The 15,902-nt window shown below is 71.6% G+C and carries 18 protein-coding genes; 9 read left to right on the plus strand and 9 right to left on the minus strand.

Features of this window, described 5'->3' with window-relative positions; genetic code table 11:
* Positions 1-239 precede the first annotated feature (239 nt).
* Positions 240-2,363, plus strand: coding sequence for an ATP-binding protein (locus M8H82_RS09410; protein ID WP_250072057.1), 2,124 nt, complete (start codon positions 240-242; stop codon positions 2,361-2,363).
* A gap of 12 nt (positions 2,364-2,375) precedes the next feature.
* Here M8H82_RS09410 and M8H82_RS09415 read toward each other — a convergent pair whose 3' ends face one another.
* The gene (locus tag M8H82_RS09415) at positions 2,376-2,762 is read right to left on the minus strand and encodes a sigma factor-like helix-turn-helix DNA-binding protein (protein ID WP_250072058.1); all 387 of its coding nucleotides are present in this window, start codon (positions 2,760-2,762) and stop codon (positions 2,376-2,378) included.
* Positions 2,763-2,857: 95 nt separating this feature from the next.
* On the opposite strand from M8H82_RS09415, the gene bla reads away from it, so the two are divergent.
* The 4 genes from bla to M8H82_RS09435 all read left to right on the plus strand — a co-directional run bounded on the left by bla (position 2,858) and on the right by M8H82_RS09435 (position 5,932).
* On the plus strand, positions 2,858-3,781 hold the full coding sequence (gene bla, locus M8H82_RS09420; protein WP_374211638.1) for a class A beta-lactamase: 924 nt from the start codon (positions 2,858-2,860) through the stop codon (positions 3,779-3,781).
* Positions 3,782-3,880: 99 nt separating this feature from the next.
* Entirely contained in the window at positions 3,881-4,276 is a 396-nt protein-coding gene (locus tag M8H82_RS09425) for a RidA family protein (protein ID WP_250072060.1), read from the plus strand.
* Positions 4,266-4,982, plus strand: a complete 717-nt coding sequence (locus tag M8H82_RS09430; protein ID WP_250072061.1) for a transcriptional regulator — start codon at positions 4,266-4,268, stop codon at positions 4,980-4,982. The genes M8H82_RS09425 and M8H82_RS09430 overlap by 11 nt, the downstream gene beginning before the upstream one ends.
* Complete coding sequence (locus tag M8H82_RS09435) at positions 4,979-5,932, plus strand: threo-3-hydroxy-L-aspartate ammonia-lyase (protein WP_250072062.1); 954 nt, start codon at positions 4,979-4,981, stop codon at positions 5,930-5,932. The genes M8H82_RS09430 and M8H82_RS09435 overlap by 4 nt, the downstream gene beginning before the upstream one ends.
* 18 nt (positions 5,933-5,950) lie before the next feature.
* On the opposite strand, the gene M8H82_RS09440 is transcribed toward M8H82_RS09435, so the two are convergent.
* The 4 genes from M8H82_RS09440 to M8H82_RS09455 all read right to left on the minus strand — a co-directional run bounded on the left by M8H82_RS09440 (position 5,951) and on the right by M8H82_RS09455 (position 9,549).
* Complete coding sequence (locus M8H82_RS09440; RefSeq protein ID WP_250072063.1) at positions 5,951-7,345, minus strand: AfsR/SARP family transcriptional regulator; 1,395 nt, start codon at positions 7,343-7,345, stop codon at positions 5,951-5,953.
* Positions 7,346-7,496: 151 nt separating this feature from the next.
* Positions 7,497-8,231, minus strand: a complete 735-nt coding sequence (locus M8H82_RS09445) for an NADPH-dependent F420 reductase (RefSeq protein ID WP_250072064.1) — start codon at positions 8,229-8,231, stop codon at positions 7,497-7,499.
* Positions 8,232-8,342: 111 nt separating this feature from the next.
* Positions 8,343-8,939: a TetR/AcrR family transcriptional regulator gene (locus tag M8H82_RS09450; RefSeq protein WP_250072065.1), complete on the minus strand. Its 597-nt coding sequence runs from the start codon at positions 8,937-8,939 to the stop codon at positions 8,343-8,345.
* Positions 8,940-9,054: 115 nt separating this feature from the next.
* Positions 9,055-9,549: a thioesterase family protein gene (locus M8H82_RS09455; protein ID WP_250072068.1), complete on the minus strand. Its 495-nt coding sequence runs from the start codon at positions 9,547-9,549 to the stop codon at positions 9,055-9,057.
* Positions 9,550-9,836: 287 nt separating this feature from the next.
* Here M8H82_RS09455 and M8H82_RS09460 point away from each other — a divergent pair, with 287 nt between their 5' ends.
* On the plus strand, positions 9,837-10,844 hold the full coding sequence (locus M8H82_RS09460) for a zinc-binding dehydrogenase (protein ID WP_250072070.1): 1,008 nt from the start codon (positions 9,837-9,839) through the stop codon (positions 10,842-10,844).
* Positions 10,845-10,852: 8 nt separating this feature from the next.
* Here M8H82_RS09460 and M8H82_RS09465 read toward each other — a convergent pair whose 3' ends face one another.
* Positions 10,853-11,398 carry a sigma-70 family RNA polymerase sigma factor gene (locus M8H82_RS09465; protein WP_250072071.1) on the minus strand — a complete coding sequence of 182 codons (546 nt, stop codon included), beginning with the start codon at positions 11,396-11,398 and terminating at the stop codon, positions 10,853-10,855.
* 182 nt (positions 11,399-11,580) lie between these two features.
* Positions 11,581-11,925: a WhiB family transcriptional regulator gene (locus M8H82_RS09470; protein ID WP_250072074.1), complete on the minus strand. Its 345-nt coding sequence runs from the start codon at positions 11,923-11,925 to the stop codon at positions 11,581-11,583.
* A gap of 192 nt (positions 11,926-12,117) precedes the next feature.
* On the opposite strand from M8H82_RS09470, the gene M8H82_RS09475 reads away from it, so the two are divergent.
* The gene (locus M8H82_RS09475; RefSeq protein WP_374211639.1) at positions 12,118-13,578 is read left to right on the plus strand and encodes an FAD-dependent oxidoreductase; all 1,461 of its coding nucleotides are present in this window, start codon (positions 12,118-12,120) and stop codon (positions 13,576-13,578) included.
* 61 nt (positions 13,579-13,639) lie between these two features.
* Here M8H82_RS09475 and M8H82_RS09480 read toward each other — a convergent pair whose 3' ends face one another.
* Positions 13,640-14,386: an alpha/beta fold hydrolase gene (locus tag M8H82_RS09480; protein ID WP_250072078.1), complete on the minus strand. Its 747-nt coding sequence runs from the start codon at positions 14,384-14,386 to the stop codon at positions 13,640-13,642.
* Between the two features lie 164 nt (positions 14,387-14,550).
* On the opposite strand from M8H82_RS09480, the gene M8H82_RS09485 reads away from it, so the two are divergent.
* The gene (locus tag M8H82_RS09485; RefSeq protein WP_250072080.1) at positions 14,551-14,814 is read left to right on the plus strand and encodes a hypothetical protein; all 264 of its coding nucleotides are present in this window, start codon (positions 14,551-14,553) and stop codon (positions 14,812-14,814) included.
* 4 nt (positions 14,815-14,818) lie between these two features.
* On the opposite strand, the gene M8H82_RS09490 is transcribed toward M8H82_RS09485, so the two are convergent.
* Entirely contained in the window at positions 14,819-15,187 is a 369-nt protein-coding gene (locus M8H82_RS09490; protein ID WP_250072082.1) for a hypothetical protein, read from the minus strand.
* A gap of 80 nt (positions 15,188-15,267) precedes the next feature.
* On the opposite strand from M8H82_RS09490, the gene M8H82_RS09495 reads away from it, so the two are divergent.
* Positions 15,268-15,900, plus strand: a complete 633-nt coding sequence (locus M8H82_RS09495; protein ID WP_250072510.1) for a hypothetical protein — start codon at positions 15,268-15,270, stop codon at positions 15,898-15,900.
* The last annotated feature ends 2 nt before the right edge of the window (positions 15,901-15,902 follow it).

The raw sequence follows: 15,902 nt of genomic DNA on the forward strand, positions 1-15,902 counted from the left end.
GTGTTCGGAGGCGGGGCGATTGGAGGCCGGGTCGGGCCTGACGTCGCCGATGCTGAAGATGCCGAATTGCATGGTGCTGCCTTCCGTAGCGGGCCGAATTACTTGGCCGACCACATAACTGTAACTCCAAATCTAGTGGCTGGCCACACATCTGCTCATCGGAAGTCCCTTCAGCCTCCACCGGGAGCCGATCACTTGTGCGAGCAGGCAAGGCTGACCGCGTATGCTGCACGGACTGCTTGAAGATCACCCACAACTACAGCGAGGTAGCCATGAGCCTGGAGCGAGAGGGCTCATTCGCCAGTCGGCTGACCGCCGCACGTGACCGGCTGTTCGTCGGCCGGGAAGCCGAACAGGAGCTGTTCCGGGCGGCGTTGAGCGAGCGGCCGGGTGCCGCTCCGGTGCACTACCTGCACGGCCCCGGCGGTATCGGCAAGTCCGCGCTGCTTCGGCGCTTCGCCCAGGAGGCCCGGCGGGCGGGCCGGTTGGTGGTCGAGGTCGACGGGCGTACAGTCCCTCCCACGCCGGAGGACTTCACCGCCGCCGCGAAGGACGCGGTGAGCGAGGCGGGAGCGGTGCTGCTGGTCGACACCTTCGAACGCTGTCAGGGTCTGGAGGGCTGGCTCTGGGAGCAGTTCCTGCCCGCGATGCCGGCCGGTGCCGTCGTCGTGGTCGCCGGACGGGTGCCGCCCGACGCGCGATGGGTGTCCGACCTGGGATGGGCGGACCTCCTCAACGTGGTGGCCCTGCGCAACCTCACGCCCGGGGACGCCCTGGCCTTCCTCGCGGCGCGCGGCGTACCCGCCCCCCGTCACGAGGTGCTCCTGCGGTTCACGGGCGGCAATCCGCTGGCCCTCGCGCTGGCCGCCTCCGTCGCCGTGAGCGCCGAACACCCCGCCGTCCCCACGGTGGGGCACACCCCCGACTGGACGCCCAGCCAGGATGTCATCGCCACGCTGCTGCCCCAGCTCATCGGCGAACCCTCGCCCAGCGCCACCCACCGCAAGGCGCTGGAGATCTGCGCGCACGCCTACGTCACCTCGGAAAGCCTGCTGCGGGCGCTGCTCGGCGAACAGGCGCCCGAACTCTTCGCCTGGCTGCGTGCCCAGCCGTACATCGAGAGCACCGCCCTGGGTCTCTTCCCCCACGACGTCGTGCGCGAGACGCTCGTCGCCGACCTGCGCTGGCGCGACCCGGAGGGCTTCGCTTCCCTGCACAAGCAGCTGCACCAGCACCTCTTCGAGCAGCTGCGTGCCGTGCCCAGCGCCCAACTCCTGCCCGCCACGGGCGCGTTGCTCTACCTCTACCGGACCGACGGCCACATGGACGACTTCCACGACTGGAACCAGGCGGGCCTGGTCTACGACGGCCCGTGCGTGCCGTCCGACGAGTCCCGCCTGGTGGCACTCGTCGAGGAGACCGAAGGCCCCGAGTCCGCGGCGATCGCCCGCTACTGGCTCGATCAGCAGCCCGAGGCGTTCCGCGTCTACCGCTCCGCCCGCACCGACGAGATCGTCGCCTGCTCGGCCTGGCTCCGGCTGACCGATGACCTCGGCTGCGACGTCGACCCCGTCGTGGCCGCCGCCTGGGAGCATGCTCGCGCCCATGAGCCCCTGCGCGCCGACGAGTTCCTTGCCGTGGCCCGCTTCACCGTCTATCCCAAGGCCTACCAGCGGCCCTCACCGGCCACCACTCTCGCCCAGTGGCGGGCCATGGGGGAGATCTTCCGCGCCGACCGCCTGGCCTGGCATTACATCGTCATGCGTGACGACGGTTTCTGGAACAAGCACCTCATCCACTTCGACATGCCTCCGACGTCGACCGCCCCGGTCGTGGGGGGCCACCCCTACCGCCTGTTCGCCCACGACTGGCGGGCCCAGCCCGTCATTCCGTGGCTGGCAGCCAGGACCGATGCCATCCTGGCGGGCGCCGAGGGCCCGGCGGAGGCGGCCGTCGACCCGGCCGTACGACAGCTGCCCGAACTGGCCGTACTGTCCCGGCCCGAGTTCGACGCCGCCGTACGCGACGCGCTGCGTGCCCTGCGCCGTCCCGACGCGCTTGCCGCGAACCCCCTCAACCGCAGCCGCCTCGTCCTGCAGAACGGCGGAGACCTCAAGGAGGTCCTCCAGCGTGTGGTGGAGGCGCTGCCCCGCGAGCGCGGGGGTGAGAAGAGGCACCGGGCGCTGGTCACGACGTACCTCAAGGGCGCTCCCACGCAGGAGGCGGCGGCCGAACGGCTCGACCTGCCCTTCAGCACCTACCGCCGTCACCTCACCTCCGGCGTCGAGCGCGTCGCCGAACTGCTCTGGCAGCATGAACTGAGCGGCACACCGCTGCCCGTTGCGGACGCGCCGCACGCGTGAGGAGCGCCGGTCTCAGGTCACCGGACGACGTCCGTGACCGCGCCACGAGCCTCCAAGGCCCGCCTCAGGGCGCGCAGCGCGCAGCGCGTAGTAGGACCGGGACTTGACGGTGCCCACAGGAATGCCCAGGTGTTCGGCGGCCTGCGCCGCGTTGAACCGGCCGTGGTAAAGGAGGCCGATCGCCTGGCGCTGCTGTTCGGTCAGCTCGGACACGGCGTCGAGCGCCAGTCGGCCCCGTAGCAGCCGGTCGGTCGGATCCGGCACCGACACCTCCAGGGTGGCGAGCACCGTGCTGGCGCGCAGGACCGCCTCCTGGAGGATGTCCTCGGCCAGATACCAGTCGCCGCCCAACGGGCGGGAGGCGTACCGCAGCGTGGCTCCTCCGTGCAGTGCGTACACGCCGCCGTGGCGCCGACATGAACCTTTCCTCCGCCGACGGCGTAGAACCCACGGGCCGACGCATCCGCGAGTACGGCCGTGATCTGTGAAGGGACATGTACGTGCGACCCACCACGACGAAGACCTGGACCCGTCGCTCACTGCTCGTCGCCGGCGCCGCTGCGGCCCTCGCCGGTGGCTCCGCCGTGCCCGTGGCTGCCCGCGCCGGCGAGCGGCGGGACGACGCCGTGCGCTCGCTGCGGGCCCTGGAGCGCCGGCACGGAGCCCGGCTCGGGGTGTTCGCCTGGAACACGGTGTCCGGCGAGACGGTGCGCCATCGCGCCGACGAGCGGTTCCCCATCTGCTCGGTGGCCAAGACGCCCGTCGTCGCCGCGGTGCTGCGGGACCTCGACCAGGACGGAACGTTCCTCGCGAAGGTCATCCGGTACGGATCGGACGACGTGACACGGTCCGGGTACGCCCCGGTCACCGGACTGGCCGAGAACCTGGCTCAGGGGATGACGGTGGCAGACCTGTGCGCCGCGACCATCACCCACAGCGACAACACCGCCATGAACCTGCTGGTGCGCGAGCTGGGCGGCCCGACCGCCGTGACGTGTTTCTGCCGCTCGCTCGGTGATGACGTGACCCGCCTGGACCGCTGGGAGCCGGAGCTGAACTCGGCCGAGCCCGGCCGCGTCACGGACACCACCTCCCCGCTCGCCATCGGCAAGACGTACGCGCGGCTCGTCCTCACCCGGGCGCTCGCCCCCGCGGACCGGGAACGCCTGACGGGGTGGCTGCTGGCCAACACCACGGGGGACAACCGGATCAGGGCGGGCCTGCCCGAGGGCTGGACGGTCGCGGAGAAGACGGGCACCGGGGAGTACGGCACCACCAACGACGTGGGAGTGGCCTGGACGCCCAAGGGTGAGCCGGTCGTGCTGGCGGTCCTGTCCACCCGGCCGGACCCCGAGGCGTCGGCGGACGAACTCCTGCTCGCGCGAGCGACGGCCGTAGCCGCCGCGGCTCTGGGCTGAGCGAGCGGCCCACCAACCCGCTTCTGGAATCTCAGTCCAAGTGTTAGATTCTAGGTCTAGTCGCTGGGCGTCGAAGGCGCCCGTCACCGGAGGCGTGGAATGCTGCACACAGAGCTGAGCGAAACCGACGATCACCCCTACCCCGTCGCCCGACGCAGCGGCGACCTGGTCGCGGTCTCCGGGCGGCTGGGGGTGAACGAGGCGGGAGAGCTCGTGCCGGGCGGCTTCGAGGCCGAATGCGTCCAGGCGTTCAGCAATCTGGACGCGGCACTGCGCTCGGTCGGCGCGACGCGCGAGGACGTGATCCAGGTCGTGGCGTACCTGACCGATGTCACCGACCGGGACCGGCTGAACATCGCCTACGGGCAGTTCTTCGCCCAGCCCCGGCCCGCCCGCTCCTGCGTCGGCGTGGCGGCGCTCCCGTACGGAGCCTGCGTGGAGATCGAGGCACTCGCCCACCTGCGGACGCACGCCGAGGCCACCGATGTCGCCTGAGGAACGGGCACGGGAGCAGGACGCGATCCTCGCGGCCTTGGCCCCGGTCGCCGACGGCCTCGCCGCGACACTGGGGTCCTTCTGCGAGGTGGTCGTGCACGACTTCCGCCGTCCGGAACGATCCGTCGTGGCCATCGCCGGATCGGTCACCGGACGCCAGGTCGGCGGGGCGATGAGTGAGATCGGCATGGGCCTCGTCGCCCGCGGCAACGACGCCGACGACGAGCTGAACTACCTCACCCGCACCCAGAGCGGAAAGCTCCTCAAGTCGTCCACCATGGTGCTGCGGGACTCGGCCGGCACGGTGTTCGGTGCACTGTGCGTCAATCTCGACGTCACCACCCTGCACCAGGCGGGTGCCCTGATCGCGGGCCTGGCTGGCGTGGCCGACGCCGCACCGGTGCCCACGACCACCTTCGGCAACGACATCGACTCGGTGGTGGACTCCCTCGTCGACACCCACCACCTGCACCAGGGCAAGACCTGGAGCGCCCTCGACCGCGACGAACGCCTGCGCCTGTTCGCCGCGCTGGACGCCGACGGCGTCTTCGCGGTCCGCGGCGCGGCCCAGCGGGTCGCCGAACGGCTCGGCATCTCCCGGGCGTCCGCCTACAACTACCTCGCCCAGGCCAGGGCCACCGCTCCCGCGCCGCCCCAGGACGGCACCGGGCGACAGCGCAACGATCGAAACGGAGAACCAGCATGACGGTCACCCTGAACGACGTACAGGACGCCGCCGCGCGCATCGAGGGAGTGGCGCACCGCACCCCCGTGCTGCGCTCCCGCACCCTGGACGCCCTCGTGGGTGCCGAGGTGCACGTCAAGTGCGAGAACCTGCAGCGCATAGGCGCCTTCAAGTTCCGCGGCGCCTACAACGCGGCCTCCCGGCTGTCCCCCGAGCAGGTGGCACGGGGCATCGCGGCGTACTCCTCGGGCAACCACGCCCAGGCTGTGGCACTGGCCGCCCGCGAACTCGGCACCACGGCGGTCATCCTCATGCCCGAGGACACCCCGCGCTCCAAGGTCGAGGCCACGCTCGGCTACGGCGCCGAAGTGGTCACCTACGACCGCTACACCGGCGACCGTGTCGCCATCGGCGAGGCGCTCGCCGCCGACCGCGGGCTGACCCTCATCCCGCCGTACGAGCACCCCCACGTCATCGCGGGCCAGGGCACCGCCGCCCTCGAACTGATCGAAGAGGTCGGGGACCTCGACGCCCTGGTGGTCCCGGTCGGCGGCGGCGGACTGATCGCCGGCAGCGCCACCGCCGCCAAGGGCCTGCTGCCCGGCATCAGCGTGATCGGCGTCGAGCCGGAGCAGGGCGACGACACCAAGCGCTCGCTGGAGGCCGGGCGGCGCGTCTCCGTCCCGGTGCCGCGCACCATCGCCGACGGACAGGCCGCGGACATCCCCGGCGAACTCACCTTCTCCCTCAACCAGAAGCTCGTGGATGACATCGTCCTGGTCAGCGACGACGAGATCCGTGACGCCATGCGCTTCGCCTTCGAGCGCATGAAGACGGTCATGGAACCCAGCGGCGCCACGCCACTGGCCGCGCTGCTGGCGGGCCGGATCGAGCCGCTGCCCCGCCGCGTCGGAGTCATCGTCTCCGGCGGCAACATCGACGCCCGCCGGTTCGCCGAGCTGATCGGCTGACGCCCAAGGGCTGCGCGGCTACCGGGAGTCGGCGTTGACCCGCCGCCGGGATCGGCCGCGTTGGCGGCGAGCCGGGGTGCCCGTGGCCATCCGGCTCTGCGCGTCGGCCCGGTGCCACCGGTAGCTGTGCAGGGACACCACCGCCGCGAGCGGGGCGCCGGCCGCCGCCCGCAGCGGGACCACCGTCCCGTGCCGTACGGCGTCGGCGCCCGCCGTTCCTGTCGCCTCCTCACCGCTTTCCGGAGAGGAGGCGGCGGCCGTGAGAAGGGCGTGCGCGAGAGCCGTCGGCGACCGCCGGCCCAGTACGTTCAGGAAGTGCGTGCCGTCACCGCCCATACCGGCCCTGGCGGCGACGGTGTCGAGAAGCCCGCGAAGGTCATCGGTGAGGTGTGTGCCGACGCCGGGGCTGGGGATCGCGGCGCGCACCGGCCGTCGCGCGTGTTCGTGAGGGTCGCTGTGGCCGGCGGGGTCATGTCCGCTGTCGCGGGCCGGTACGGCGGCAGGCCCGGGCGCCGTCCGCAGCCGTACGGGGGCCGACGCCGAGGCCATGGGAGCCGGTCCGGGCGCGCCGAAGACCTCGTGCCGCAGGATGCTCTCGTGAGCCCGGCGCAGTTCCGGCCCGGGGTCCATGCCAACCTCGTCGGCCAGCGTTCGGCGTACCGTCTCGAAGCGGCGCAGCGCTTCGGCGGCTCGCCCCGAGGCGTACAGCGCGTGCAGCAGCACCGCCCACGAGGACTCGCGCAGCGGGTCCCGGCCCACGACGTCCTCCGCCGCGGCAACGGCCCGCGCGTAATCCCCTTCCGCGTACAGCACGCGCGCCCGCAACTCCTCGGCGTGAGAGCGCAGTTCCCACATCCGGTACGACTCGCCCTGGGCGAAGCGGCGGCCCTGGGCGTCGTAGAACGGTTCCCCGCGCCACAGTGCCAGCGCGGCTTCCACCTCGCGCAGCGCTTGCCGGGTGCGGCCGGCGGTGAAGTATCCGCGGGCCCGGTCAGTGGTCGCCGCGAAGAGCGTGCTGTCCCGGCGCTCTGCCGGGAGCCGCAGGACGTACCCCGTCGCTTCGCGGGTGAGTACCGTGGCGCCCGGGCCGGGGCGGGACGAGTTGAGCGTCGAGCGCAGCCTGCTGATGTGGGCCTGGACCGAGGAGGCCGCGGCGGCCGGCGGCGCGCCCTCCCACAGGTCGTCGCACAGGCGCTCCACGCTCACCGGACAGGCGTCCGCGACCAGCAGCCGCAGCAGCAGCGCGCGGCGCTGCGGCGGTCCCAGGTCGATGACATCCGCTCTGCCTTCCCAGCGCAGCCGGAGCGGGCCGAGCACGTCCACGCGCAGAGCGGCACCGGTCCCGTGCGGGGCGGCCTGCCTCTCGTGTGCGTTCGGCCGGTATGTTCCGAGCATTTGCACGGTCTCGCTCACTTGCTTCCCCTTGCCGGCGGTCACCCTGACGAACGGCATCGTCGTCCGGCGCACTGCTCACACGGCAGACCGATTTCCTGCTCACTTCGCGCTACGCGCACGTCAGGCACTGCGGCTGCCGGCCGGCATGTCGCTCCAGGGCGGCCGTGAGTCAGCGGTGCAAGGAGCGGTTGAGTTCCACGGTCGCCTCCAGGGTGGGCGCGGAGGTGAGCGCGGCGAAGCGCTGCATCTGGCGGTCGCGGTCGCGGGGGGCCGCACTGCGGTCGGCGGCGGCAAGGGCCTTTTCGAGGTCCCGGAGGCTCAGTTCGGTGCAGTAGGCGGGCGTCATCGGCTGCTGGCGCCAGGAGTCGGCCAGTACACCGGCGTCGAAGGGCTCGAAGCCGCTCTCGTCCACCAGGCGCATGGCGACGCGGCGTTCCTCGTCGGAGTCGGCGGCGACCGGGAGCGCGATGCGGCCCGGGGTCCCCGCCGGTACGCCCCGGGTCTGCAACGTGCCTGCGAGGGCCGCGTTCCACGCCTTCGCCACGGGGCGCCCCAGCTGCTCGGCCACCCACAGGCTCTCCACCTGGCCGTCCTCCACCGCTTGGACGCGGCCGCTCAAGTGGGGGAAGTAGTTGGAGGTGTCGATGACCACCGCCTCGGCCGGCACCGACGCGAACAGCACGGCCACGTCCGGAATGCGCGTGAAGGGAACGGACAGGATGATGACGTCCTTGCCCTGAACGGCGTTCTCGGCCGTCACCGCCTGCGCCCCGAACTCCAGCACGGCGGCTTCCACGGTTTCCGGGCCGCGGGAGTTGGCCACCTCGACGTCGTGCCCGCCCGCACTGAACGTGCGCGCCAACGATGTCCCGACCGGGCCTGTTCCGATGATGCCGAGTTTCATGATGTGTCCGATCAAAAGGGTGCGAGTCAAAAGGGTGCGAGGCGCCGCCCGAAGAGGCGACGCGGGGGAGGGGTGCAGCGGCGAGGCGCGGGTGCCCGGGGTCTTGGGGGGCTACCCGGCGTCGCCGGGGCGGCGGTATCCGCTTTCGATGAGGTCGCGCAGGCGGCCGAGTGCTTCCTCGTCGGTGGCGCCGGTGCCCATCAGCCAGGCGACGGAGCAGGCGGCGAGGAACAGATCGAAGCCGGTCACCGAGGAGCGGGCACGCCCCGCCCGCTGAGCGGCTTCGACGTACTCGTCCGTGGTGGCGATGAGGGTGTCGCAGGGCAGGGTCAGGGGGTTGCCGGGTTCCTGCGCCTTGGCCGCGGCCATGAGCGGTTCCGGCAGCCCGCTGAAGGCGCTGAAGTACTCCTCCATGGCCCGCAGCCACCGGCGCAGCCGCTCGGCCGCATCCTCGACCCGGGCGATCTCGGCCCGGCGGGCCATCAGCTCGTCCGAGCGTGTCTGGAGCACCGCCGCGAGCAGCGCCTCCCGGGTCGGGAAGTGCCGGTACAGGGTCGCGGGACCGACCCCGGCCTCCTTGGCGACTGCCTCCAGTGACGTGCCCACCCCGTACCTGAGGAAGTGGCGCTGCGCCGCCTCCAGGAGAGCGGCCCGGTTGCGCAGGACGTCCGCGCGGGGCTTGCGTCCCTGTCGGCCGTCGCCACCCATGTCCACTCCGCCTCCGTCCACCCAGAAAAACGAATGCTGCCTCCGTATTTCGGTCCAGCGTAAAACGGAGGCAGCATCCGGTCAATTTTCGGCGCGCACCCGAATGCCGCGTTGCTCACACCGACGCCACCCGGGCGGACAGCGACGCCCGGGCTTCCTCCGACATGATCGGCTCGGCCAGGCGCAGGAGCTGGGCGGAGAGCGGGGCCGGGCGCAGCGTGGCCGGATCGAGGTTCACCTGGGTCCGCCGCCCCGTGGCGTGCACGGTCGAGCCGTCGGCCGACAGGAGCCGGAATCCGTAGCGGTAGCTCGTCCGTCCCACGTGCTCGATGCAGAAGTGCACGCGGATCTCCCCCATGCGCGTGATGGGCACCTCGTAGATCAGCTCAAGGCCCCGCACGACGTGCACGACCCGCTCACCGGCCGGGGAGCCCGTGCCGCCGAGGGGCACGTCCCGCGCGGCCCAGTAAGCAATCATCGCCCGCTCGAACAGCACCGCGTAGCGGCCGTGGTGCACCATGCCGTACGAGTCCAAGTCGTCGAAGTAGACCGGAACCGTCTCGCGCGCCCCCGGGCTGTTCCGGTGCTCGTTCGTGGCCGTCGTCATCATCGTGCCTCGTTCCTTTACATCGCTGTTCGAGGGGCACAACGGCCGCAGTCGGGGTCCGGTTCATCACCGGGCTTGTTGCCGCGGGGCGGGGCGGGGGTGGTGCTCGGCCGGCTTCCCCCGGCCGCCGTCGAACCGGTCCTCCGATCGGCACGTTACTGGGGACAGACAGGCGCACATCCGAGGCGTCGGCCCTGACACGGGCGGCCAAGTCGGTGACGGGGAGCGGCCGTTCTGGCCGGTCGCGGTACACACTGCCCGCAGACGGGCCGAAGAACAGGAGCGCGCGTATGAAGTCGCTGACCTACACCGGCAAGGGCGAGTTGAGCTGGAGTCATCTGCCGGCGCCCCGCATCCGGCAGCCGCACGAGGCGATCGTCGCGCCGGTGGCCGCGACCACCTGTGACCTCGACCGAGCCATGATTGCCGGACACACCCCGTTCCGGGGGCCCTTCGCGCTCGGACACGAATGTGTGGCCCGCGTCGTCGAACTCGGTTCGGACGTGGCGGGGCTCGCCGTGGGGGACCTCGTGGTCGTTCCCTGGCACGTCGCGTGCGGAAGCTGCGCTCCGTGCCAGGCGGGCCGCCCCTCCCAGTGCTCCCTCACCCCCGCCTACGCCATGTTCGGGATCCCGCTGGGTGGCGAATGGGGCGGAATGTTCTCCGAGTTGCTGCTCGTGCCCTGGGCGCGCACTGCCCTCACCCCGCTTCCGGAAGCCGTCAGCGCGGCTGCCGCAGCGGCCGCGTCGGACAGCCTCACCGATGCGTACAGCGCGGTCTGGACAGGCTTGCGGAATCGACCCGGGCAGCCGGTGCTGGTGGTCGGGGGCCTGACGCACGGCCTGTACGCGTGCGCCTTCGCGGTGGCGCTGGGCAGTTCGCAGGTCGTGTACGCCGACTCCGACGCGCGTCGGCGCCGCATAGCCGAGTCCTACGGCGCGCAAACCGTCGACAGCGCCGCCGAGCTGGACGCCGGAGCATTCCCCGTGACGGTGGACGCCTCGGCGGATCCGCGCGGGCTCGCCGCGGGGCTGCGCGCGACCGCACAGGGGGGCCACTGCCATAGCGTCGGCATTTACTTCGAACCGGTGAAGCTGCCCTTGATGTCGATGTACATGGACGCCGTCACCCTCACCACCGGGCGCCCCGACATCACACCGTACCTACCGGCCGTCCTGTCCCTGCTGGCCTCCGGACAGGTGGACCCTCTGCCCGTGTACAGCGACACGCTGGCCTACGACGACCTGCCCGAAGCCCTGCTCGACCTGCCGGCGAAGCCGCTGGTCCTCTTCGGCTGAGCAGGGAGTCAGTTCGCCCCGTGACCTCGTGCGGCGAGCGCCTTCTTCAGGGCGCGCAGGGCGTAGTACGAGCGCGACTTGGCGGTCCCCGGCGGAATGCTCAGGTGGTCGGCGACCTGGGCGACGCTGCACTCGAGGTAGTACATGAGGCGGATGATCTCCCGATGCTGCTCGGTGAGATCGTCGAGGGCGTCGGTGACGAGGTGGGAGGTGAGAAGACGCTCGACGTTGTCGTCGGTGGCGGTCGCGTTGTGCAGGGTGTCGAGGGCCACGTTCTCGGGCGGCCGGATGGTGCGGGCGCGCCGGTGGTCGATGACCAGGTTCTTGACGACCGTGAACATCCAGGGGCGCGCCTCGGCGACGTCCAGACCGAGGGCGAGGGCATGCTTCCAGGCACGCAGGGCGGCCTCTTGCAGGATGTCCTCGGCGCGGTGCCAGTCTCCGCCGAGCAGGCGGGCGGCGTAGCGCAGCAGGAGCGTGCCGTGCTCGGCGTAGAGGCGCCGGATGAACTCCTCCTCGCTGCCGCAGGGGAGGCCGCCGGGTACGGGAGACATGCGGGTGTTCAGGCTGTGCGGGAGCTCCGCGGTCCGCAACATGGGGTGGCGTCCTCATCCGTGATCAGTGTGTTTTCCGTCGCGGACTCACACTGCTGGGCGGGGCTTGGACGAACCTTGTCGCCACCTTGCCGATCCCCTTTGTCGGGCGGGTAGTTGCAGGGGACCTGCCGGGGCAGTGCTCAGGCCGCGCCAGGCATGCGGGGAAGGTCGGCCATGCTCTTCCGGTACTCGGCGCGCAGGGTGCGCGCGGTACCCTCCCGGCCCAGCCGACGCACCAGGCCCAGGCGCAACTCTCTGCGCTGCGCCGGTGTCGTCGCGCCCCAGATGCCGTCGTAGGTGAGCGCCGGGTTGTCCAGGGCCCAGATCAGGCAGAGGCGAACCAGTGGGCAGCGGCGGCACAGCGCCGTGGCGGCCAGCACCTCGGAGCTGCCCGACGGGTACTGGTCGAGGAAGAAGGCGTCGGAAGCGGTGCACGCCTCGGCGCCGGTCGTGAGCGGCATGGGAATGGGCCGTGCGGTGTTCATGAGGTGGTCACTCCTGGGGCACTGCCGGTGGCCGTGCCGCCGCCCGCGTGAGGGTGCGGCGCGCGGTCTCCGGCTTCTTCGTGGCACAGGGGACTACGACGGTGGGCGCGTGGTGGTTCGGAGGCGGTGGACGCCGTGGTGCGGGCGCGCTTCGCGCAGCGGCCGGAATCGGTCAGGAAAGTGACCTGTCGAATGAGCAGCGGTCCGCCGGATTCTCTGACGCGAAGACAGTCACTGTTCCAAGGAGTCCGCATGGCACACATCGTGGTGACAGGCGCCGGTATCGTCGGCAGTTTCGCGTCCATGGTCCTCGCGCAGGTGGGTCACCGTGTGACCCTGCTCGAGCGGGACCCGGTCGGCCGCGAGGCGCTGGAGGCCCGCCAAGGCGTCAAGCAGTACGAGCAGACGCACATCCTCATGCCGGGCGGCGCCCGCATCCTCGACCAGGAGACGCCCGACGCGGTCCGCCGCATCCTCGACGCGGGCGGCCGTAGCCACGACATGCTCGCGGGTGTGTGGGCAGCGGGCACCGTCGGCCCCCGGCGGCCCGGCGACGAGCAGTACGAGACGTACGCCGCCCGGCGGCCGGTGCTGGAAGCCGCCCTCCAGGGGGCTGCCACGGCCACCGACGGCGTGACCCTGCGCGCCGGTTCCCGGGTGCGGGCCCTGCTGACCGGCGAGCCGCGTGTCGTCGGCCGCCCGCACGTCACCGGCGTCGTCACCGACGACGGCACCCGCATCGAAGCCGACCTCGTCGTGGACGCCTCCGGGCGCCGCACCGAACTGCCCGCGATGCTGGAACGGCTCGGCGCGACGCCCCTGGTCCACCGTGAGGAGACCGGGTTCCGCTACTACTCGCGGTTCTTCCGCGCCGACGACCGCGGCCTGCCCGTGTCCCGCTACTGGCCGCTCACCCACCACGACAGCGTCTCCGTCATCACGGCCCCCGGCGACGGCGACCACTGGTCGGTCACCCTGGTCACCTCCGGCCGCGACCAGGCCCTGCGCCGGCTGAGCGACAGCGGCGTGTGGGACGCCGTCCTCGCCCTGTACCCGGAGGCCGCGCACTGGGCCGAAGGCGTCCCCGACGGCGACGTCCGCGTCATGGGCGGTACGGGGACCACGCATCGCCGTTGGGTGAGCGACGGCGAGCCGCTCGTGACGGGCCTGGTCGCCGTAGGGGACGCCCACATGACGCTCAACCCGCAGTTCGGCATGGGGATGACGGCCGGACTGGGCCAGGCCCAGGTGCTGCGCGACGTCGTACGCCGTACCGGGCTGGGTGACCCCGCCGACCTCGTGCTCACCCTCGACTCGGAACTGGAGGAGCGGTACTGGCCGATGTGGAACGACGGCGACACCTGGGACCGGCACCGGCTCGCGGAGGTCGACGCCGAGATCCGCGGCGAGTCGTACTCCACCGACGACCCCGCCTGGGCGCTGCGCACCGCGCTGGACACCGCGGCCACGCTCGACGCCGACGTGGTCCGCGGCTTCGGCCGGGTGGCCTCCCAGCTCGCGTCCGCGGAGGAGGCGCTCATCAAGCCCGGTCTGGTGCAGCGGATCGTCGAACTCGCCGCGGGACACCCGCGTTACGCGCCGGGGGCACCGGACCGGGCAGTGCTGCTGGAGACGGTCGGCCGCCTAGCCTGAGCGGCATGGTACGAGCAGGGCCGGGGGGCGGGTGGCCCCCCGCGCCCAGCCGCTCAGCCGCTCAGTCCAGCGAGTCCCAGAACGTGGTCAGCTCCCATGCGCTGTGCTCGGGATCCTCCAGCATCCACCAGTGCCCGAGATCCGGCAGTGCGACGGGGCGCGCGCCGAGGAGTTCGGCCGTCTGCTCGGACAACTCGGCGATCTCGACGTGGTCCTTCTCCGGGACGAGCACCAGGCCGGGACTCTGCGGCGCGGCGGTCGTCGTCCCCCAGTCGGCGAACACGTTCGGGGTGGCGGACCGGTAGAGCGAGAGGATCGCGTCACACATCGTCCGGTCCAGCCGGCCGTGCATGGCCAGGGCGTGCTCCTCGGGCACACCCCAGCCGCGCATCGCGGTCGCCGTGCTCTCGGGGTGGTCCGCAGGTGTGGTCAGCGCGTGCTCCATGAACGCCTCGCCCGCCGCGGGCGTCTGCCAGATCCGGGCCAACTCGTGCCAGTCGTAGGAGGGGTGGTAGACGCATGCCACGTCCATCGCCCAACTGCGCAGCGGCACCGCCCCGGTGGTGGCGACCCTGGCGGCCAGCAGCGCGCCCCAGTCGTGACCGACGAGGTCTATCGGGCCGTCCAGCTCCTTCAGGGCGCCGGCCAGCCAGTCGGCGTAGAACTCCTTCGTCGGGGTGGCCCCCTCCGGCAGCGTGGTGCCGAAGCCGGGCAGGGACAGTGCGACGCTGTCGCGGCCGAGCAGGGGACGCAGTTCGTCCCACACCTCAGGGGTCTCGGGCACGCCATGAACCAGGACGACGGGCATGGGTGGGCTCCGTTTCATCGGGCGACTGGATACACCACTGACTACGTGCGGGGAGCTGGGTCGGTTCGACCCGGTCTGTGGCGATGTGGCAAGCGGGCGCCCAGAGGCGGTGAACCGTGGCAATACCACCGACGTTGAAACGAAGACGAGAACAGGAGCAAGGGATGAACGACGTAAGCGCCCCACACCCGGCGGAGGGCCCGCGCACTGGTGACACCGTGCTGGTGACCCGGACCCTGCCGGACGGTACGACCCACCGCTTCCGCGGCACCCTGGAGCTGACGGCTCCCCCCGGCGGCTTCAGCGTCACCGGCGAGGACCTCGGCACCGGCCAGCGCACCCGCGCCTTCTTCCTGGCCGAGGACACCTCACCGGGCACGCGGCAGTCCGTCGAAAAGGTGCCTGTGCCCGGGAGTTCGACCAGCTGAGGTGCTACGCGCAGAGCCGCTTGAAGCTGCTCGCACCTGGCCGGGCGCGGAAGTGGACTTCATGTCCGGCGTCGTCGGTGAAGACGGCTTCCCTGGCGGACTTCAAGGTCATCGTCCCCCGTTGGGTGGGGTTGTCCCATCCCTCGGGCGGGTTTCCCGAACCGTCGGAGAGGGGGACTTCCGCCTCGAAGTACGCCGAGCCGATGCGGGCTTCGTCGATTCCGCAGTGCGTGTAGAGGTCGTAGGGGACCGCCCGGCCGGACGGCGGCGATTGGACAGCGCCCACGTCCGGGCCACCGGCCGTCGCACAGCCCGTGAGTATCCCGGCCGCCAGCGCGGCGGCGACGACGACTTGCCCAACTCTCTCAGCCATGACCGTCTGACGCGCAGGCCAAGTCGGCGGTTCCACGGTTTCGTCGCACGGGATGCGGAACACTTCGCCGGGTGATCGTGATGCAGCCCGTTCTGGAGGTATGCGCGCCGGACGGCTTCGACCTCTGGCCGGTAGCCGAGTTCAAGCCGCTCGAATTGCTGCCCCTGAGCTGTGGATTGTCACCGGCCGAGGTCGGGACGGCCTTGATGTGCATCGCCGGCTGTAATGACCTCGACCCCGACGGCGATCGGCCGCCTCGGCCGGCCGCCGCGCTCGACTCGTTCCTGCACGGACTGCTGACCTTCGACACCCTCTTCGCGGCCGGCGGCCTGAGGGTCACCGACCACTCCACGGGCGTCACCTTCCGGCCCGGGTGCTGCGATGGCCTGGAGGACTGGCGGGACTGGCACCGGTTCGTCGACGACGGCAGCATGCTCAGCTTCGGCCATGACCCCGTGTCGCCGATTGCGGAGCGCTTCGGCGACACCGTCCGGCTCACTGTCAACGCAGAGCGCAGCGACAGCCCGGTGATCGAGCTGGGTGTCGCCGAGCTCCGCCACCTGCTCAGCGGCGCTGAGCGAGACCTGACCGACTTCCTCACGCTGGCGACCGAATGGACCTCCAGGCACCTGCCTGGCCACAGCGTTGCCGTCACCGCCGCCGTGGCCCGACTTCTCGGCTTTCCCGCGGCGGCCATGCCGCCTCAGCCATAGGC

It is taken from the genome of Streptomyces sp. YS415, from assembly GCF_023544665.1.
Lineage (GTDB): Bacteria > Actinomycetota > Actinomycetes > Streptomycetales > Streptomycetaceae > Streptomyces.